This is a genomic window from Paenibacillus puerhi (assembly GCF_009846885.1).
In the GTDB taxonomy this organism is placed as follows: Bacteria; Bacillota; Bacilli; order Paenibacillales; family NBRC-103111; genus Paenibacillus_G; species Paenibacillus_G puerhi.
Genome location: NZ_WUWM01000029.1, coordinates 16,047 through 34,937, shown reverse-complemented (window position 1 = coordinate 34,937; position 18,891 = coordinate 16,047). Strand labels below are relative to the sequence as shown.

17 protein-coding genes are annotated in these 18,891 nt (G+C 49.9%); 10 read left to right on the top strand and 7 right to left on the bottom strand.

Translation table 11 applies throughout. The annotated features are described in order from the left end of the window. Window positions 1-320: hypothetical protein (locus GSF01_RS29855; RefSeq protein WP_235941683.1), on the top strand; the 320-nt coding region annotated here is incomplete at its 5' end. Window positions 321-699: 379 nt separating this feature from the next. Here GSF01_RS29855 and GSF01_RS22490 read toward each other — a convergent pair. Then, a complete protein-coding gene (locus tag GSF01_RS22490; RefSeq protein ID WP_159887545.1) occupies window positions 700-1,119 on the bottom strand; it encodes an S-Ena type endospore appendage in 420 nt (139 codons plus the stop codon). Window positions 1,120-1,380: 261 nt separating this feature from the next. Between GSF01_RS22490 and GSF01_RS22485 the strand changes: the two genes are divergently transcribed. Then, complete coding sequence (locus GSF01_RS22485) at window positions 1,381-1,764, top strand: DUF3992 domain-containing protein (protein ID WP_159887579.1); 384 nt, start codon at window positions 1,381-1,383, stop codon at window positions 1,762-1,764. 90 nt (window positions 1,765-1,854) lie between these two features. On the opposite strand, the gene GSF01_RS22480 is transcribed toward GSF01_RS22485, so the two are convergent. Then, window positions 1,855-2,994: a sensor histidine kinase gene (locus GSF01_RS22480; protein WP_159887544.1), complete on the bottom strand. Its 1,140-nt coding sequence runs from the start codon at window positions 2,992-2,994 to the stop codon at window positions 1,855-1,857. Then, window positions 2,991-3,677, bottom strand: coding sequence for a response regulator transcription factor (locus GSF01_RS22475; RefSeq protein WP_159887543.1), 687 nt, complete (start codon window positions 3,675-3,677; stop codon window positions 2,991-2,993). Before GSF01_RS22475 ends, GSF01_RS22480 begins: the two co-directional genes overlap by 4 nt. Window positions 3,678-3,848: 171 nt before the next feature. Between GSF01_RS22475 and GSF01_RS22470 the strand changes: the two genes are divergently transcribed. Further along, on the top strand, window positions 3,849-4,241 hold the full coding sequence (locus tag GSF01_RS22470; protein ID WP_159887542.1) for a DUF6223 family protein: 393 nt from the start codon (window positions 3,849-3,851) through the stop codon (window positions 4,239-4,241). A gap of 93 nt (window positions 4,242-4,334) precedes the next feature. Here GSF01_RS22470 and GSF01_RS22465 read toward each other — a convergent pair whose 3' ends face one another. The 3 genes from GSF01_RS22465 to GSF01_RS22455 form a co-directional block, all read right to left on the bottom strand. Beyond that, entirely contained in the window at window positions 4,335-5,789 is a 1,455-nt protein-coding gene (locus GSF01_RS22465) for an esterase-like activity of phytase family protein (RefSeq protein WP_159887541.1), read from the bottom strand. A gap of 407 nt (window positions 5,790-6,196) precedes the next feature. After that, window positions 6,197-6,931, bottom strand: coding sequence for an AraC family transcriptional regulator (locus GSF01_RS22460; protein ID WP_235941682.1), 735 nt, complete (start codon window positions 6,929-6,931; stop codon window positions 6,197-6,199). Between the two features lie 337 nt (window positions 6,932-7,268). Continuing rightward, window positions 7,269-8,150, bottom strand: coding sequence for an AraC family transcriptional regulator (locus GSF01_RS22455; protein ID WP_159887540.1), 882 nt, complete (start codon window positions 8,148-8,150; stop codon window positions 7,269-7,271). 191 nt (window positions 8,151-8,341) lie between these two features. Here GSF01_RS22455 and GSF01_RS22450 point away from each other — a divergent pair, with 191 nt between their 5' ends. Next, complete coding sequence (locus tag GSF01_RS22450; RefSeq protein ID WP_159887539.1) at window positions 8,342-9,499, top strand: Gfo/Idh/MocA family protein; 1,158 nt, start codon at window positions 8,342-8,344, stop codon at window positions 9,497-9,499. Between the two features lie 49 nt (window positions 9,500-9,548). After that, window positions 9,549-10,622, top strand: a complete 1,074-nt coding sequence (locus GSF01_RS22445; RefSeq protein ID WP_159887538.1) for a Gfo/Idh/MocA family protein — start codon at window positions 9,549-9,551, stop codon at window positions 10,620-10,622. A gap of 76 nt (window positions 10,623-10,698) precedes the next feature. Here the strand turns inward: GSF01_RS22445 and GSF01_RS22440 are convergent, their stop codons facing one another. Next, window positions 10,699-11,805: a glycoside hydrolase family 88/105 protein gene (locus tag GSF01_RS22440; protein ID WP_159887537.1), complete on the bottom strand. Its 1,107-nt coding sequence runs from the start codon at window positions 11,803-11,805 to the stop codon at window positions 10,699-10,701. A 743-nt stretch (window positions 11,806-12,548) separates the two neighbouring features. Here GSF01_RS22440 and GSF01_RS22435 point away from each other — a divergent pair. Genes GSF01_RS22435 through GSF01_RS22415 form a run of 5 tightly spaced genes read left to right on the top strand, consistent with a single transcriptional unit; the run spans window position 12,549 to window position 18,884 of the window. After that, entirely contained in the window at window positions 12,549-13,541 is a 993-nt protein-coding gene (locus GSF01_RS22435; protein ID WP_159887536.1) for an SAF domain-containing protein, read from the top strand. Between the two features lie 2 nt (window positions 13,542-13,543). Further along, on the top strand, window positions 13,544-14,122 hold the full coding sequence (locus GSF01_RS22430) for a hypothetical protein (protein WP_159887535.1): 579 nt from the start codon (window positions 13,544-13,546) through the stop codon (window positions 14,120-14,122). Between the two features lie 4 nt (window positions 14,123-14,126). Next, window positions 14,127-14,960, top strand: a complete 834-nt coding sequence (locus GSF01_RS22425) for a hypothetical protein (RefSeq protein ID WP_159887534.1) — start codon at window positions 14,127-14,129, stop codon at window positions 14,958-14,960. Then, window positions 14,953-16,809, top strand: coding sequence for an ATPase, T2SS/T4P/T4SS family (locus tag GSF01_RS22420; protein WP_159887533.1), 1,857 nt, complete (start codon window positions 14,953-14,955; stop codon window positions 16,807-16,809). The genes GSF01_RS22425 and GSF01_RS22420 overlap by 8 nt, the downstream gene beginning before the upstream one ends. After that, window positions 16,806-18,884, top strand: coding sequence for a hypothetical protein (locus GSF01_RS22415; protein WP_159887532.1), 2,079 nt, complete (start codon window positions 16,806-16,808; stop codon window positions 18,882-18,884). The genes GSF01_RS22420 and GSF01_RS22415 overlap by 4 nt, the downstream gene beginning before the upstream one ends. Window positions 18,885-18,891: the final 7 nt, after the last annotated feature.

The following is an 18,891-nucleotide window of genomic DNA, read 5'->3' as shown; positions in this document are numbered from 1 at the left end:
GCAACGGGAGCAACGGGAGCAACGGGAGCAACGGGAGCAACGGGAGCAACGGGAGCAACGGGAGCAACGGGAGCAACGGGAGCAACGGGAGCAACGGGAGCAACGGGAGCAACGGGAGCAACGGGAGCAACGGGAGCAGCGGGTGCAACGGGATCAACGGGAGCAACGGGAGCAACGGGAGCAGCGGGTGCAACGGGAGCAACAGGAGCAGCGGGAGCAACGGGCGCAACGGGTCCAGCGGGTGCAACGGGAGCAACGGGATCAACGGGAGCAACGGGTCCAGCGGGTGCAACGGGATCAACAGGTCCTTCTGGGGCTAATGGTGTCTTCCAGCAATTCCAGGTGTCGGAAAATACCCCTAATACCTCCGGTAGTTCTGCAATAGGTTTAGTCGCTGCTGCAACAGCATTAAAAACTATCACTATAACGGGGGTTCCTGCCGACGGTCGCATTTGGTTAACCGGAATTATTGGGTGGAGAACTAATGCCGGAAATACAGTAATTCAATTTCAAATTCTACGGGGGGCAACCGTCATTTTCAGTATTAATGATGAACGGTTCGGGAGCAGCGCATTTGGTGCTACGAGTATCAACCATGTCGATTTAACCCCTGGTACTGGAAATGTTACGTATACTCTATCAGGATTGGCTATTTCCAATACAGCAACAGCGGTCGGAGCAATAACTTTTACCGGTGCTTTAATACAGCCTTAAACGAGTTTTCTTGCCGTGACGCAGGATGATCGTGTAACGCCCTCTACAAATGGGGGATTCCCCCCCAGCCCATCGAATGGAAAGTCTCGCTAAGGATGGAAGCACCATGGATACTTGTTGGGATTGCTTGACCGTCTGCGTAATTTCCTTTGTCCTCATCTTTATGATGGCTTCCATATCGCAGTTGGTATCATTTTGTATGTTTAGCGTTGCGGAGGGACGTACGCCTATCGCTCTAAAGTAGACCTGAGGAGGGGAAAGAGACTTCTGAAAAATGACACCACAAACTTTTTCAATGAAATACTTTTTTTGCTTTCGGTTTTGTTTTTTTCTCTTTGTCTGACAGCATTTTTGATTTACTTGAACGATCGTCGTTTGTTTGTTAACCTGAACGGTTTTCCCCAAGTCATATCACTCCCAGCTTAACCGCCGAGGCAGGGCAGCTATATGTATTTGCATATCGTTTTACCGCACGAAATGTGCTAGGCAAACACACATCGTCCTACAATTAATAAACTCGCCTAAAAAAACGCCAACGCCTTAAAATGGCCGTATAGCCTGATGAATTTGCTCAGACGAAAACGGATGGGTCAAAATACTGTATAAGGAGTTACATGAAGGAGGGGTTCTTATATGGGGTGCCGAGGTGGTTCATCTCGTAGTCCGATGGTTGCCGAGAGTAATTTCTCTTGCTGCAATCAGGTTACATTTGTTCAGGATCAAGTTTGTTATCCGATTAATATTACGCCAGTTGCCGGGGCGATTACCCACGTCCTATACCGCTTAAACGTAAATCCCGCCAGTGTTTATGCAACCGGAACCGTAATGATTGGCGTTGCCCCTGCTGGAAGGGCCATTACGGTTAACTTTCTGGTAGGAGGAACAGCAGGAACGATTATAGAAACCGACACCATTACACCGGGTACAGCATTTGCTTTCACCAAAACCGGATTCGATACGATACAATTAGTTGTTGCGGCTGGTACAGATGTGACACCGAACATTACGGGAGAGTTTTGTATTACGCCGCGATACCCTTTAAGTGCATAAATAAATAAGCCCTAGCAGAGGAACGTTGCCCATGCAACGCTCCTTTTGTTTGGTTTTTTACCCGCATTTCGCATGTCGTTCATATAGTCCTTAGACTGTTTCTTTAGGTAGATATACGGTAAATCTAGTACCTTCATCAGGCTGACTCGCAACGCGGATGAAGCCCCCGTGGGCTCTTATAAAATGATGGACGATGGATAATCCGAGCCCCGTACCGCCTGTATGCCGCGAGCGCGCTTCTTCTACGCGGTAAAATCGATCGAATAGGTGGGGAAGCTCGTCCGCCGGTATTCCGATGCCCGTATCGATCACCGAGACACACGCAAAGAGAGCATCCCGGTCAACGACCTCGTCTTCGATTTTAACCGTAATCTTCCCTCCACGAGGCGTATAACGAATCGCATTGGTCAGTAAATTAATGAAAACCTGGGTGATCCGTCTCGCATCGGCCATTATGCTAACCGGTTTTGAATTCGTGCAGAGGCGAATATCCAGCCCCTTTTCTTCCGCTTCGTATCTCACGTCATCCACGATTTGTTCCAGGTGTGCAGTCAGATTGAGGGGCTTGCGATCGAGCGACAGCCGGCCCGCTTCGGCGAGAGATAACACATGAAGGTCGTCCACAAGCTGGTTGAGCCGGATGACCTCATCATGAAGCCGAAGCAGCATTTCCGGCGAGATATGACGACCGGCCTGCTGATAATTTTCCAGCTTAAGCTGCATAACGGACAGCGGCGTGCGAAGCTCGTGAGCGACATCAGCCACCAATCTTCTTCGGGCTTCTTCGGCTTCACGCAGGCGAAACGTCATATCATTGAACGTTTGGGCGACTTTTCCATACTCATCTTTCGTGTCTACAGGTACTTTGACGTTCAGGTCACCTTGCGCCACGCGCTCTATGGCGGCTATAAGCTTTTTGAGCGGGTGGGTCAGAATCCCCGATAACCAATAACTAAAGATCAACCCGATCGCGACAAAAAAGAGCAGCCGCGCGCCATGCGTCACTTGAAGCAGTGCTTCCAGCCGTGTGTTGCCAATGAAAAAAGATTTAAAAATTTCGAATTGCTCTTCAGGCGCGGCGCTCAAATAGTCGGCATGGAGTTGTTCCCTCTGAAATCGATCGATCAAGCCGGCTGTGTAGACTTGTGTTGTCAGAGAGAAAGTGAAGCTTATAAGGAATACAAGCAATACCATATAGGCGAATATTTTCATGCGGACTGTCATCTTCATGAACGTTCGCCGAATCGGTAACCGAAACCGTATACCGTTTGAATATAACGGGAATTGGCCGGATCATCCTCCAGCTTGCGGCGAAGATTCCGGATATGGGAATCCATCGTTCTTTCGTATCCCATGTATTCATCCTCCAAAGCAGCCTTTAACAATTGCAAACGGCTGAAGACGATACCGGGATGAGCTGCCAGCGTGAACAGAATTTTGAACTCGGTCCGCGTCAAGTGGACTTCCTGCCCGTCTTTGAACACCTGACATTTGGCCTCGGAAATGATCAAGTTGTCTCTTTCCAAGAACATCGACTTGTCTTCAGGTCCGCGCAGGCGGCGCAGCAGAGCCCGGATGCGAGAAGCGAGCTCGCGCAAGCTGAACGGCTTCGTTAAATAATCATCCGCGCCGATTTCCAGGCCGACGATTTTATCCGATTCCTCCGATCGGGCTGTAACCATAATAATGCCGCAATGTGACGTTTGCCTGAGTTCGCGGCAAACATCGATGCCGCTCTTGCCGGGGAGCATCCAATCCAGCACGACGAGATCAGGCCGTTCAGACCGGGCAATTAATAGCGCTTCCTTTCCGGTACAGGCAGTCAGTACCCGGAACCCTTCACGCTGCAAATAAGCCTGCATCTCCTCCAGCATGCCCGGTTCGTCCTCCACAAGCAACAATTTCGTTTCCATTCCCACCACATCTTTCCCTGTAATCGGCTTCCATCAACGAGAGTGATAACGCTTACCGAAATTATACCGTGATTTGGCAGATTCTTAAAGGAATGCACACAAAGAGAGGAAGATCTGCATAAGTTCTCGACATTTGTAGTGTAAACTGGCTGTGAAAGGAGAGGAATAATCATGAAAGTCAAACTAGTTTCATTCGGAATACTTTGTGCGCTTCTACTTGTACCCACGGTTGCCTTTGCTGAAAGTAATGTTGGTTATGCAATCACAACCGGGCGGATCTGGTCCACGGTAGACGCGTTGATGGGGCTGCTGAATGCAATCTTGGCGGGGCTGTCTCTATCCCGCTCCATCCGTCGTAGTGGCAATAGGGGGCGAAACGGGGCCATCATATCCTTAGTGGTAGCGCTGGTCGTCATTGTCTATGCATTAATCCATATGACCATGTTCACTGGTAATTTCGGCACTGGCGACGGAAGAGCTGCGGCTGTCATCGCCATCATGACAGGGATCACTAGCATGGTTCTTGCCGGTATCACTCTGACCCGCTCCCGACGTGCTGGCTGATCTAAATGGGTTTGCATAGTTTTATAGAAAAAGGTTATCTGGTTAAACCAAACCCAGATAACCTTTTTTGATAGGTGTTTCGCAAGAATCAAGTTATTTAATAGTGTAAGGCAGCTTGAACGTCCACAGTTCCGTCTCGTTTTCCTGCGAGGTGCTATCGATACCGAAGTCGTTGTCGTTGATGATAACCAGCGTGTTGCCATTGACAAGCGACAAGCCTTCGATTTTTTCATACGGGAATTTGAATTCGACCGAATCCAGCACCGTACGTTTGGAAACGGGCATAACGCCGTTCGCTTTCAGATCGGATATGGTCATTTGTTCAAGCGTCTTACCTGCGCTCTGCGCATCGTCATATTTGCCCAAAATATTAGTAGCGCTCGATAGGTCAATCGAATAAATACGCTTCAATTGCGCTTTGTCTCCCGAAAACTTGTCGCGCTCGTCGATCAGCAGGGTGTTCTCATTGATAGCTACCATATCGGAAAGAACGATGTCCCCTTGAGCCAGGTTCTTAAATGGCGATGCATCCTCCAACAGGTACACATATTCGGCAACAGGCTTCAAGCTTTCCAGATCAAACTTGATGATACGGACCTGGCGGGAGTTATCCATGGCTTTGTCAGGATTGCGCAGCGCATTCTGCATGGCCATGAACATAAATTTTCCGTCGGGAGTGATGCCTACAGACTCAGCGCCGCGATTTTGGCGAAGCTTGTTGTAGATGGCCGGGAGTGTCTCGCGAGCCGGTACAAGCGGAGTCTCTACTTTAGACGCCCAGCCTTTTGGAACAATACGTTCGATGATCGTTCCGTCGCGTTTGACATGCACGATAGACGGGCCGTATTCATCGGATATCCAGAACGTATCGTCTTTCGGGTTGTACGCCAGTCCTTCGATATCCAGCCCGTATGGATCATAGGCGAGCTCTTTTTCCGCTTTTGCGTCGAATGGCACTTCGTCGCGTCCTTTGATATTCGGCAATCCGGAGATCGTAGAAAGACCGGTCACGGGGTTTACACCGTTCAGCTTTAACGGGATTTGCTCCAGAATCTTAATTTCACCGTCGGCAATCTGGATTTTGTAGATGGAAGGGACATAGCCTTCGAGAGGGAATGTGCGGCGCGAGACTCCGTTCACATCGATTAGCCCGTTAGGACCGCGATCGGCTGTCGAATAAAATATATCGTCCGGATCACCTGGAAGGTGGGTCAGGGAGGAGCCGACCCCCATTTTGATGCCGTCCGCTAGGTCAGAGGCTTTCAGCGTATATTTGCCGGTTAACACCGGTTTGTCCGATAGAGCGACGCTAGAGCGAAATTCGTCCCAATCGACATATTTGCCCAACGATTCACTTAATGCACGAACCGGCAGGTAGAGACTCCCGTCGATGTTTACGGCCGGGGCCGATGGAGAAACAGCTTGTCCATTGCTGGAGTATGTAAGTTGGTCGTTCGTCGTGCCGGTCAGACTAGTTGCTGTAGCCATGCTTGTGCCTGTAGTAAGGGTCAGAATCGTTGATGCGGTGATAAGCCATTTTTTATTCATGCGTGTAGGGACTCCCTTCGAACCTATTAATAGTGAACACAAGAAATAGATTATCATTCAATTGTAAAAGTTATAGCCGTATATTATTAACATTATATGAAGAGTAGCCGCAAACGAGGTGGGGCATTCTGAAGGTTCATTGGTGCAAGGGGTCCGGAATTTCCCATTTCTTCCTTGATACCTTATACGTTTAAGATTAATCTAAATAAAGGGTATGTTAAACGTTTAACAAACCCTGCAAATGATTAATTTAACTACCTTTATGTAGTGATCATATACGGAAATTCCAAGCCTATAGGGATAGCGTCGAAGCGATGATCCTCGTGAAGCCGGCGAGCGGAAGCAACCTGCTTGGCTATTATATGCAGGAATGCATAAGTAGCATTATTGCGTTACTTCGTATGATTTCAACTGAAAATATGAATTTTTTTAAATTGGTTCGGACTGAGCAGCTCGTGCTTTTTGAAGACGGAACAGAAATAGTTCGCATCTTCAAAGCCGGTCGCGAACGCAATTTCTTTGATGGGCATTTGGGGATGCTGCAAGAGAAGCTCCTTGCTTTTCTTGATTCTCACGGAATTAAGATATTGGAAAATTCGAATGCCGGTTGCCTTTTTAAACACATTGCATAAATGCTGCGGCGTAACTCCTACCACGTTAGCCAAGCCTTCCAAAGTTAGAGAGCGATTGTAGTTTTCCTCCATGTAATCGAATAAGGGCTTCAACTTGGAATTCATATGGGTGGCGCTATGGTTTGGAATGACGGAAGCATATTGTACGATATCCGTAAGCAGAGAGTAAATAACGCTCGAGCATTGGATGCCTTTAAGCGCGCCATCCGATTGCCCGATCTCCAGAACATGTTGAATTCTAGCCAAACACAGATCCGGCTTAGATACGTAATAGACACCGGATGTCGCGATACCGGCCGTACGCTTTAAGAAGGATTCGACTTGATGTCCGTCAAATACGAGCCAATCCACGATCCAGGAAGAGCTAATCGCATAATATTCATGGGCGTCTTCCTTGAGAAGGAGTATGGCCATCCCTTCCTTCACTCGGTACGCTTTGCCGTCAAGAAGCAACTCTCCTTCGCCCTTAATGCACTGAATCCACTGGTACAAATAGCCGCTATGGCGCACGACATGCTCTTGAGTCCAGTTTTTTCCTGCCTGTATGAGATAATAGGGCAGTCGTATCCGAAAGCCTGCTTCACATTACCGTTACGATGGGAATCGGCCGGAGCTAGGAGCTACGAGGGACTTGAACAAGTACGAAGACGATTCAAACGATGGGGATCGACCAAATCGTCAAAATGCATGAGGATGCCTACAAGCGTTACCAGAATCGTTAACCTGTAAAGCAATCGGACCGGCTCCGAGGTCAACTTATTCCGGCCCAGCCGCCCAGCCGCACGACAAGAATCGAAGGCAGCCGCGGACTTCAGCTTTGGTCCTTGGCTGCCGTTTTGTCTTATAGTTAATCATTCGAACGCAGTGCTCTTTTACGGTATTGATGAGGAGTGACACCCATCTGCGATTTGAACACTTTACAAAAATAAGAGCAATTCATTAAACCGATCTCCTCTGCAATGAAGGAAACCGGTTTATTTGTGGTCGTTAACAACAAAATCGATTGATGAATTCTTCGAGTCGTGATGTATTCGGAGATGCTCATACCTGTAGCTTTCTTAAACAGATGCGACAAATGGTAAGGAGATAAATGCAAGTCTTTGGCCATGTCATCCAATCGATATGGAACGGTATAGTGAGCTTCGATCCAATCTAATATATGCTCCACCTGATAGTTTTTGCGACGGGTTTGGTAGGTTGAAGCGTGTACGTTGAGCTTATCCCACACCTGCTTTAGAGCGCGATAAAGGACCACAAGAAACAACGAAATTTCTTCAAATTTTTCCGACTCCAGCACGTTCGGCAAGTTGTCATTCATATTGCTATACACGCTGTCCAGTATGTCAAGATCATCGATCGCATATAGGCAAGGGAAGGGAAGCTTTCCTAAATATATATATTTATAAAAGGTGTGGAGAGCGGGCCATTTTTCAAAATAAGCTTCAAACATGGTCGGTTCAAAAATAGCCATTGAACGTTCGAAGCATTGATCCTCGCTATATTCAAGCTGCAGATGATGAAGCTGATGCGGCTGGAAGATACAGAGCATCCCCGGCTTAATGTCATAGCTGATGTTGTTGACAATCATGGTGCCTTTGCCTTGATGGATGAGCAATAGCTCCACACCAAGGTGAGAATGAAACGTTTCTTTATGCTCGTAATTGACACTTTTGCGTTTATAAGCAAATTGCAATGGGATTTCACTGTAGTTATTGATGACAAACGACAAGCAGTCCGCCCCCCTCATTTCACCAGATCGCTTCAACCAGATTATAGGTATCAATATATCGAAACGACGGGGCATACACAAGTACCAAAACCGCAATATAGAGTTATTTTTTCCCCATACCGGAGCACATTTCCCATGCGGCTTGAGATAGTATCGTTATAGGAACACCATCGATTTGGAGGGGAATATCCATGTTAAAGGTTGCTATTATCGGCACAGGGGCGATTTCACCGAGTCATATCGAAGCTTACTTGCAGTTCAAGGACCGCTGTGAAATTGTAGCTTTATGTGATCTTTACCCCGAGAAGGCGGAAGAAAAGATAAAGAAGTACGGACTTGAGGCTAAGGTTGTAACGGATTACAAGGAGCTGCTCCAAGACGGGATTGATCTGGTCTCCGTATGTTTGCCTCCGTATTATCATGCGCCGGTTACGATTGATTTCCTGAATGCGGGCAGTCATGTTTTGGTGGAAAAGCCTATGGCCCCCTCCCTCAAGGAATGCGATGAAATGATCGAAGCCGCCCAAAAGAACGGAAGGGTATTGTCCGTTGTGGCGCAAAACCGATTCAGAAACCCGATTATGAAGCTTAAAAGCGTACTGGACACCGGAATGGCAGGCAAGATTCTCCATGCTCAAGTGGATTCCTTCTGGTGGCGGGGCCACTGCTATTATGATTTATGGTGGCGTGGAACCTGGGAGAAGGAGGGCGGCGGCTGCACCTTGAATCATGCGGTTCATCATATTGACGCATTGCTGTGGATGATGGGAAATCCCAGCCAGGTCCAGGCTTACATGAGCAATGTCGCACATGACAATGCGGAGGTGGAGGATTTGTCCATGGCCATGCTGCGTTTTCCCAATGGATCATTGGGGCAAATTACGAGCTCCGTGGTTCATCATGGCGAAGAGCAGCAGTTTATTTTCCAAGGGCAGCACGCCCGTATATCGGCTCCGTGGCGGGTTCGAGCCTCAGCCTCCTTGGCGAACGGATTCCCTGAGCAGGACAAGGAATTGGAGCAGGAGATTCAACGCTGCTACGACGAATTACCTGATCTTCCTTATGAGGGACATACCGCGCAGATCGATAATGTACTGGGCGCTATTGAGACAGGAGAGCCGGTTTTCATTGACGGAAACAGCGGGCGAAGTACGCTCGAATTGATAATGAGCATCTACAAATCTGCCAGCACGGGAGAGAATGTCCAGCTTCCGCTGGCCAAGGACGATCCCTTCTACACGCAAGAAGGCATGAGACGGAACGTTCCGTATTTCTATGAGAAGAAAAGTCATGTAAGCAATTTTCAAGACATGAGTATCACTACCGGCAGCGGGTTCGATAAGAAGTAAAACGAATGGGTTTTCAACGAAAATTGATCCATGTGGAGGTATAAATGCCATGCAGAAAAACGACGAAATGAACTATGCGCCCCAAGGAAAGCCAAATCCGGTGGTCAAGGCTGGAGAATTTATGATCGCTGCCGTGGCGCTCGACCATGGTCACATCTACGGGATGGTGAATGGGCTGCTCGAAGCAGGCGCTACGCTAAAGTGGGTTTATGACCGCGACCCTGCCAAGGCGGAGGCATTCGCTCGGGCCTATCCTCAGGTTAACATTGCGGCAACCGAGGAGGAGGTTCTTGCCGATCCCGAGGTTCAATTGATCGCGGGTGCGGCCATACCTTCGGAGCGCTGCGCGCTAGGGCTCAGGGTCATGGACGCAGGCAAAGATTATTTTACGGACAAAGCTCCGTTTACCACGCTGGAGCAGCTGGAGCAAGCCCGCTTGAAGGTTCGGGAAACAGGAAGGAAATACATGGTTTACTACAGCGAACGGCTGCATGTGGAAGCGGCGGTTTATGCCGGTCAGCTAGTCGAACAGGGAGCGATCGGTCGTGTTGTTCAAGTGACGGGCTTCGGCCCGCGCAGGCTGAACGCTCCATCCAGACCGGAATGGTTTTTCCAGAGGGAGCATTACGGAGGCATCCTATGCGATATCGGCAGCCATCAGATTGAGCAGTTTCTCTTCTATGCCAGCTGTAAGAAGGCAGAGGTTCTGCATAGTAAGATCGCAAACTATCATTACCCGAATTACCCGGAGCTTGAAGACTTTGGCGACGCGACCTTGCTTGGGGATAATGGGGCTACGAATTACTTCCGGGTGGATTGGCTTACTCCCGATGGTTTAGGAACTTGGGGAGACGGACGTACGCTAATATTGGGAACCGAGGGTTACATTGAACTAAGGAAGTATATCGATATCGCTCGAGACCAATCCAGCAATCATGTGTATTTGGTTAATCAAGAGGGCGAATATCATGTTCATGTCGATGGTAAGGTGGGCTATCCTTTCTTCGGCGAGCTGATTCTAGACTGCTTGCATCGGACGGAACTAGCTATGACGCAAGAGCATGCTTTCTTGGCAGCGGAACTGTGTCTGAAGGCGCAGCAGATGGCGGTAAAAATCAATTAAGCCCGAATAAGACAAAAGCCCCTTATGCCGCTTCTTCGGCACAAGGGGCTTTCTTTCTCCTTCTCAAGCTTCGCTCTTACAGCTCGGGATGCAGCAAAGCTTCGGCCAAGAGCACGATCACTAGAGCTTGGCCATAGGCAGTCGGCGCGAAGACGATTTTCTTATAGTCTTCCTTAGACGCGCAGATCGGAGTACCCGCAGAGACGTTTAATACCGTACCGTCTTCGGAGATGTTCTTAAGCACCGCAGCAACTGCCTTGCGGCAAGGCTCAAGGTAGCTGGAATCCAGCAAGCCCAGGCGGATTCCCTTCAGTATGCCTGCGGTAATCGCGGCCGACCCGGAAACCTCCGTGTAGCTGTCCGTATCGTCGAGCAGCGTGTGCCAAAGTCCGTTTTCGTTCTGCAGCTCAACCAATTTATCGACTTGTGCCTTATAGGTGCCGAAGATAAGGTCACGCGATTCCGCCGGTAAGTCATTTTGCATAATTTCCATAAATTCAGGGGCTGCGAGCGTAAACCAGCTGTTTCCGCGGCACCAATGCGCTTCGCTGAAGTTGTTTTCATTCTTGAAATCGTAGCCATGGAAGAACAAGGAGTTCTCCGGATTAAAGATATGCTTGATATGAAGAGCAAACTGGTAGGCCGCTTCATCCTTCCATGCCGGATTATGATAGGTTTTGCCCATTTTGGCGATGAACAGCACAACCATAAACAAAGTATCGATCCAAATTTCCTGATCATGCAGGTTTAGCTCGAACTTCGAGGTATTGCCGGAGGTGACATGCTGAATCCCGTTCTCCTTGGTGCGCGGACATTCCTTCTCCACCCACTGCATCCATTCCAAGGCAAGCTTTTCCACACTGGGCAGATCCATCAGGGTAAGCAGCGGCGCTGTCGTATTCACATTTTTGAGGGGCAGCCCGCGGCCCATCTGTTCGTTGGACCAATTGACGAAGAATTCCTGAGATACGTCAAAGCCTTCTTGATTCGTCAGTTTGTTCAGGCCGTACAAGCCGATGCCCTGCGGCCAATCCCATTCGTCCATTCCAAAGTCGCGGGGAAAGTATCCGAGGGCTTTGCCTTCGTCGGACAATTCCTTTAAGTGGCTTTCGTTGTCAGGTCTTTTTAAGTGCAAGGTCTGATGGATGACTTTCTTAAGCTGATGCTGGATGGTTGCTTGCATGGGAGCGACTCCTTTTTGTTTATGTTTATTTGATTTTGATTGTACCTTCTTTCTGCCTTCTGAGCAACGGAAAAAAGTGAAATTCGGACTTTCTTTCCGGTATCGGCGGAGCAGCGTGCAAGTTTAACGGAATCCGTCGGAAAAGTAGATAACCGAGTACGAATTTTTTATAGGAATCGGTATGTGCCTACTCTTGATGCTGCAAGTGGGCTGCAAGCCGCGAAGGAGCTGGCGGAAGCATCCGAATAAATCATCATGCCGGATAGAAAAAACTCGCTGAATCCAATAAGGATTTGGCGAGTTTTTAGTGCGCTTGCATGGGCCTAGCTGCCCTTTCGTGTATGAAAGCGCAGTCATATTTCGACAAGGGCTCTGGCGGAAGCACCCGGGAGTTTTTGTTCGCTGGATACCCAAATGCAAATGGATAAGCGAAGGTGACTATTAGCAATAAAGTGGAAGCGCTCAAGCATGAGAAGGGAAAAGGATCATCGAGCATGATCCTTTTGACTCGCTTCAGCCAGAATGGATGTCGATTTTTCTCACTGCAATTTTATACATAATATTACAAATGTGTATGGGTCATGTAGTTCTGTGAGATTATTTTGGTTCGCTTTTCCAGCGGTCATCTAGGACTATATACGAGATCGATTGTTATCCTCTATGATAATTCTTGGAAAGTTGACAACAAATAGCATCTTTACAGTCTATTTGACAATTCATTCGATTGAAGGGATGAGTCGCTTTTGCGAACAATAGGCAAACAACGAAAGACTACGTTTTGGATTATTGGAGGAGCCATTATATTCGGAGCTGCCGTAGTTAGCGGGATCGCCGTGTATAGTATTTCGATGGTGGCGATGAATCACCAGCGTCTTGAATACGAGGAGCAGCTTGCCGGGAAAGCGGAGCAGATCAGCAGATACGAGACAAAGTCCATATCCGGCTACGTTCTGAAGGTGGACAAGGCGGCGGGAGATGTCCTTCTGGAATCGGATCTTTCCAAGCTGGCGCTGCCGGACTATTTCACGCCGTCGAATATAGTCAACAACGCTGCGGACGCCATTGGCAAAACCATAAAAATAAACGCAGAAAAAGGGACGGCTGTCACCTCAGACATGATCTATACGCCCGGGGGGAAGCTTGAGGCCGGTCTGCGCAAGGAAGAGGCCGAGTACATCCGTTTGCCTCTGCGCGTCGGCTCCAAGGATATTGTGGACATCCGAATTTTATTCCCGAACGGAGAAGACTACGTGGTGCTGTCGAAGAAGCAATTGGACGATGTGGATATCAATCCTCAAATTGCTTTCTTTGTTGTGAATGAAGACGAGCTTCACCTGCTTCGATCGGCTATGGTAGACGCTTACACGAATGAAGCGGAACTGTACGCTATCCAATATGTCGAGCCTCACCTGCAGTCACAAGCACTTGTTACATACGTTCCTCAAGTATCGGTGCTAAACGTCATCAAGTCGAACCCTAACATCGGGAACACGGCGAGATGGGAGCTGGCTGACAAGATCAGGCAAGGGATCGACGAGCGGTTAAAGGCCATGGACAAAAGCGGTCGTACGAGATTGGGCAGCGCTCCGCCTCCAGGCAGCTCTGCATCCTCACGCAAGCTGCAGCCCGCAGCAGAACGAGTCTCTCCAGCACCGGCACAGGGACAGACGGCGGTCAATAAGAACGAAACGACAGGGGAAGCAAACAACCAATCGGGCTTGCTGGGGGGGAAATAAGCGTGGATCTCGTATTCATCGGCGACTGTGAGAAACACGACTTGACGCTGACGGTAGCCCTGCTAATGAAGGAATTCCGCAATGATGAGCAGCTGATCGTAGTCACGGACACCACACGCTCGTATCGATATTTTCAAGGGGAGGCGTCGGGGATCCGAATCGTAACGGATTCGTCGGAAGTCCAGGACAAAGATTGTGTCGCGATATATGACTGGCATCAACCTACACTTCCCGACTGCAAGGGACCTGCCAAAATCATATTGGTCACCGCATGCGATCGCTCCTCCCTGGAGTACAGTCAAGCGCTGCTGCGCGAATCTCAGGTTGATGGGCATATGTTTGTCCAGACCGAGTGTGCGATCACGCCCAAATACGTTTCGACCCTGCTCCCCGTACAGCGCTCCTACACCTATTGGGACAGCCCAAGCAGGCGAATCAATTGGGTGTATGACGGGCGTGTCGACCTGCGTAAGGTGGAGCCTGATTTTGTTCAAGCGGTAGGTGAATTGATAGAGGATCTGTATGAAGTGACCAAGCCCCAACAGAAAAAGTTATGGACATACGTGAAGAAAAGGCGGTGACATCATGTTGGTCGTTTATTGGAGCCCTGTACCCGGACAAGCCGGCACGACAAGCAATCTGATCGCCGCAGCAACGATGATAGCGCTCGATCATCAGGTAAAAGTATTGGTCATGCAGACGCACGGTGCATTAACCATGCTGGAGAATGCGTACAGCCGTCTGAGGCCAAACGATCGTATACACGGGCACCTGGGTGGTTTGGAGGGGGTTAAGAGACTTGTAGAATGCGACCTTCTCACACCGATCGGTCTGAGGGACCATGCGGAGTCGATCGTGAAGGACCGCCTCGATCTGTTGGCAGGCACTGAGACGACTGCGAATGAAGATTGGAGCGATGCGATTCCTCCTATCGTGACAGCCGCCAAACAGTATTATGATGTCGTATTCGTAGATGTGCCGGCAGGTGGGGCCAATCCGGCAACGGATACGCTGCTTCGACTTGCGGATCAAATCGTCGTTAATTTGAATCAGAACGTGTTCCTCCGTCAAACCGCTTATGATTCGGCAGGGTGGCCTGAAGCGTTGGCGAACCGGAAGCTGCTGTATAACATCGGTTCGTTTGACCGTAAGTCGAAGTATTCTTTAGACCGATTGGTCAAGGCCTATGGATTATCCCGCAATCACACTGGGATCGTCCCCCGGAATACCAAGTTTATGGATGCTCTGCTGGATCAAAACATCCTCGATTTTTTGCTTCGCTGCATGGCGCAGAAGAGCGGATTTCTGGAATACAACGAAGAGGCGGATTGGCTTAGGCATGTCCGGTTATTCAACAAAAGGCTGCTGAAGGTGCTGGACTTGAGTCCTGCTGCAGGAGGGTCGATCGTCGATGCTTAATACTATCTTGCTCGTTATCGTGATCATGGGAATTGCAGCCTTCGTCATCACCGTGTTGTTTCGCAGCAAGAAGCCCGGGGGCCAGATGAATACCGATACTCGCTACGATCTTGCCGGTATCCAGCAATTTCTGCGCTCGGCGCTGCAGGAGATGACCTCCTCCTCGGTTCACGACTCCAGCTTGAATGAGGAGGAATATGCCAGGCGCAAGGCCCGTAGGAACGAACTGCGCAAAGCGCTTCGCAACTGCATGCACGGCGATACCTCGGCCAAAAAATACGTAAAGGCTTTCATGAAGGATATGCTGGTGAAGGTGTACGGGTTTCAAGAATCAACGCTCAACTTGGTGCTGCCATTTGATAAACCGGACAAGCTGACGGATCAGGATTTGTTCGACATTTTGCTGCATCAGTATCAGAAGGAACACCGCTATAACGCGCTCAGCGCCCTGATTACAAAGTACGGGCTGGATGAACTGAGGTCGACTCCCGAGGGATCACGCGGTTATCGGATCGACGGCGACCAAATCCGGCATATTTACAGCCTGGAAAATCCGGTGCTCAACGTGAGCGATAAGCTGGATATCATCGTTCAGCGCGTGTACCAGTCCTATAAGGGGCTCGGTGTCATAGATGAGCTGCGCGACCAGAATATTGACGGAGTCAATGGCGGAACAAGCGGCTTGCCGCCCGATGTGGCGCAGTCCTTGGATCTGGAGTTCCGGAATTCGCAGGTCAGATCGATTCCGCGCGCGCATGATTCGGTGTGGATCTTTTACCGGGGGAAGTCCGTTCATCTCTCGTTCCTCAGCTTTGGCAGCGAGCTTGAGCTCAAGCGTGTATGCCAAAATATTTATACATTCGGCAGCCCGGGGCAGCTGAACGAAGCGAACGGCTATATGGTCAATGATATGGCGGACGGCAGCCGGGTCGTCGTCGTTCGGCCGAAGATGTCGGAATCCTGGGCGTTCTTCGTCCGGAAATTCGATGTGCACAAGGCAGAGCTGGAGGAGCTCCTGCGTGACGAGAATGCCGAGCTGGCGATCCAAATGCTGAAGTATTTGGTCAAGGGAGCGAGGGTAACCGGCGTGACGGGCCAGCAAGGAACCGGCAAGACGACCCTTCTGATGGCCATGGTTCGGCATATCGATGCCACGCTCAACCTGCGCATCCAGGAGATGGCCTTTGAGCTTCGACTGCGTAAAATATACCCGGAGCGCAACATCCTCTCGTTCCGCGAAACGGTAACGGTCAGCGGGCAAGAGGGCCTCGACATCCAGAAGAAGACGGACGGAGCGGTCAATATTCTCGGCGAAGTGGCGAGTCATCCCATTGCAAGCTGGATGATTCAGATGGCCCAGGTAGCGTCGCTGTTCACTTTGTTCACGCACCATGCGAAGACATTCCCGAATCTGATCTATGCGCTTCGCAACAGCTTGCTGGCTACCGGGGTGTTTTCCAACGAGAAGATTGCCGAGAAGCAAGTCGTCGATGTGATTACATTCAACGTGCATCTCGTGAAAGACGAGACCGGGCGTCGCTACATCGAACGAATTACCGAATGCGTGCCGGTGAATGACACGCAGGCGTACCCGGCTTCGTATCGGCAGGCGGGGGATATCCACAGCAAGCTGGATGCCTTCATGGATACGATGACGGAATATTTCGAACGATCAACAGATCGAAAGACGTTCGAGTATCACAATGTCATCGAGTGGAGAGAGGGGCGATACGTAGCCGTCGCCAGACCGGAGGAGCGCAACGTGCGGGAGATGATCCGCCATATGAGCGAAGAGGATGCGGCCGGCTTCCGGCAATTCTTGCAGAAGAATTGGGGGAACGCGTCATGAATGTCCTGTATATCGTCATCGGGTTCGCCGTATTTCTGCTTCTGCTTCTGATCTTGTTTGTCCTCATCCTCGTAGCGGTTCAGTCGCAGCTCAAGAATCCGGCCTACAAGGAGCTCCAGAAGCTGAGGACGCTTATCCCGAAAAATAAGAAGAAGCGTTCCTGGGTGCAGTTCACCTCGGAGCTTTACCCTTACTTAGCGAAAGTTCCCTTCGTTCGGGGATTTCTACTCCGCATTCGGAGAAGGCTGGCGGCGTTGTATGCCGAAGACCGCATTCTGCTCGATATTCATACGGCCGTTACAGCCGTTAGCTCGCTGGCCGTCGTCATCGGCATCATGTTGCTGGCGCTGCTCTTTACTTCAAGCTGGACCGTCCGCTTAGCTATTTCGCTTGCGGCCTTGTACATGGGGGGAGTCATGGCCGACCTGATGATCGGGCAGCGGGAGAAGAAGCTGCTCTACGGCTTCTCCAGCATGCTGCTGGAGCTTCGTCATGAGTACCATCAGACCCATATGGTCGTGGAATCGCTGGAGCGCGTAGCGGATCGCATCGAACCGCAAGTAGCCGTGCACGCCAGACAAATAGCCGAAGTGCTGAGCGCTGTCGATCCCGAAGAGGAGCTCCGCAAATATTATGATATCGCACCGAACCGCTACGCCAAGCTCCTGGCGGGCATCAGCTACAGCGTCATGGAAAACGGTGATGTCGGACAAAAGCAGGGGGAGCAGTCGTTGTTCCTTAACGCGTTAGGACGAATCAACGAGGAGATCCGTATGGATATTCTCCGCCGGGAGCGGCTGGATGCGCAGCTCGCCGGCATCGTATTCGTCACCTTCAGCCCGCTCTTCTTCATCGAGCCTCTGCGCAATTGGGGGGAAGGCAGCTTCCCGATCATGGGGGAGTATTATGCTTCCCGGGCTGGCATCTACTCGCTGATTGCCTTGTATTTACTTGTGATGGGAGCCTTCTTCGGACTTCGGTTGATTCGCGGATTTGACGGGGGGAATGTGATTCAGGAAGGCTCTTCGGATACTTGGACAAGCCGACTGCTGAGTTGGCTATGGGTCAGGTGGCTTATCGATCGAATCACACCTGGTGTCGAGGAACCGGCGTATTTCCGGACGATTACCCGGCTCAAGGAAGCCAGCTCGGGGTCCTCCATCAAGGAGCTTTACTTGATGAAGCTCGCAGCGGGGATCATCGTATTCGTGGCTGTGGTTGTGGTGCAGCATTATGTGCATGACAGTATCCGGGAGTATATTCGTCATCCGAAGGTACAAACCACCACAGGGGTAGATGCCCGAGAGAAAGCCCGGGCTAACGAGCAAGCGAAATTTGAGGCTAAGTTAATCGAAGAAATCATGGAAGCCAATATGACGGAAACGGAGCTTGATTCTTGGATCTCGTCAAAGACTAAAGGACAATCATTCCTGCCGATCATGCAAGCGCTCGAAAAATACAATCAGTCTTTGAAGAAAAAAGTGATGACTTATCGCGATGAATACTACAAATGGTATGAACTTGGAATCGCGTTCTTGCTTGCTATTTTCTCCTATCACATGCCGAATTTTATGTTGTGGTTTCGCAGAAGTATGAGGAAATGGGAAATGCAGAACGAGGTGGACGGTTTTACTGCTATTGTGTCGATGCTCTCTTCTATACCGCGGATCAGCGTCAAGGAGATGCTGGACTGGATGCACCGGTACAGTATTATTTTTGAACCTCAGCTATTGCGTTGTGTCATTGATTATGAGGCCGGTCCCTCGTATGCCTTGGATAACCTTAGGGACGAGACGAAATTCCAGCCGTTAGAGAGGATTATTGACCGCCTTCAGGTTGCAGCGGATTTAATACCTGTAAAGAAAGCATTTGAAGATATCGAGCAAGAACGTATTTTCGAGTTGGAACAGCGGAAGCTGAAATATGAGCAGATGATCAAACGGAAGGTTTCGATAGGCAAGTTCGTCGGGTTCTTGCCTCTCCATGCGACGTTTGCTTTGTATTTGATGATACCCTTCGGCTACATGGCCTTCCAGCAGTTGGGCGAGCTTAGCAGTGTTACTAATAACATATAGGAGGCGG

Excerpts from the sequence above, each read along its gene's own strand:
- GSF01_RS22485 (WP_159887579.1), top strand. The coding sequence starts at position 1,381 with ATGGTTGCCGAGAGTAATTTCTCTTGCTGCAATCAGGTTACATTTGTT.
- GSF01_RS22415 (WP_159887532.1), top strand. The coding sequence starts at position 16,806 with ATGAATGTCCTGTATATCGTCATCGGGTTCGCCGTATTTCTGCTTCTG.
- GSF01_RS22450 (WP_159887539.1), top strand. The coding sequence starts at position 8,342 with ATGTTAAAGGTTGCTATTATCGGCACAGGGGCGATTTCACCGAGTCAT.
- GSF01_RS22420 (WP_159887533.1), top strand. The coding sequence starts at position 14,953 with ATGCTTAATACTATCTTGCTCGTTATCGTGATCATGGGAATTGCAGCC.
- GSF01_RS22465 (WP_159887541.1), bottom strand. The coding sequence starts at position 5,789 with ATGAATAAAAAATGGCTTATCACCGCATCAACGATTCTGACCCTTACT.
- GSF01_RS22440 (WP_159887537.1), bottom strand. The coding sequence starts at position 11,805 with ATGCAAGCAACCATCCAGCATCAGCTTAAGAAAGTCATCCATCAGACC.
- GSF01_RS22445 (WP_159887538.1), top strand. The coding sequence starts at position 9,549 with ATGCAGAAAAACGACGAAATGAACTATGCGCCCCAAGGAAAGCCAAAT.
- GSF01_RS22425 (WP_159887534.1), top strand. The coding sequence starts at position 14,127 with ATGTTGGTCGTTTATTGGAGCCCTGTACCCGGACAAGCCGGCACGACA.
- GSF01_RS22470 (WP_159887542.1), top strand. The coding sequence starts at position 3,849 with ATGAAAGTCAAACTAGTTTCATTCGGAATACTTTGTGCGCTTCTACTT.
- GSF01_RS22475 (WP_159887543.1), bottom strand. The coding sequence starts at position 3,677 with ATGGAAACGAAATTGTTGCTTGTGGAGGACGAACCGGGCATGCTGGAG.
- GSF01_RS22480 (WP_159887544.1), bottom strand. The coding sequence starts at position 2,994 with ATGAAGATGACAGTCCGCATGAAAATATTCGCCTATATGGTATTGCTT.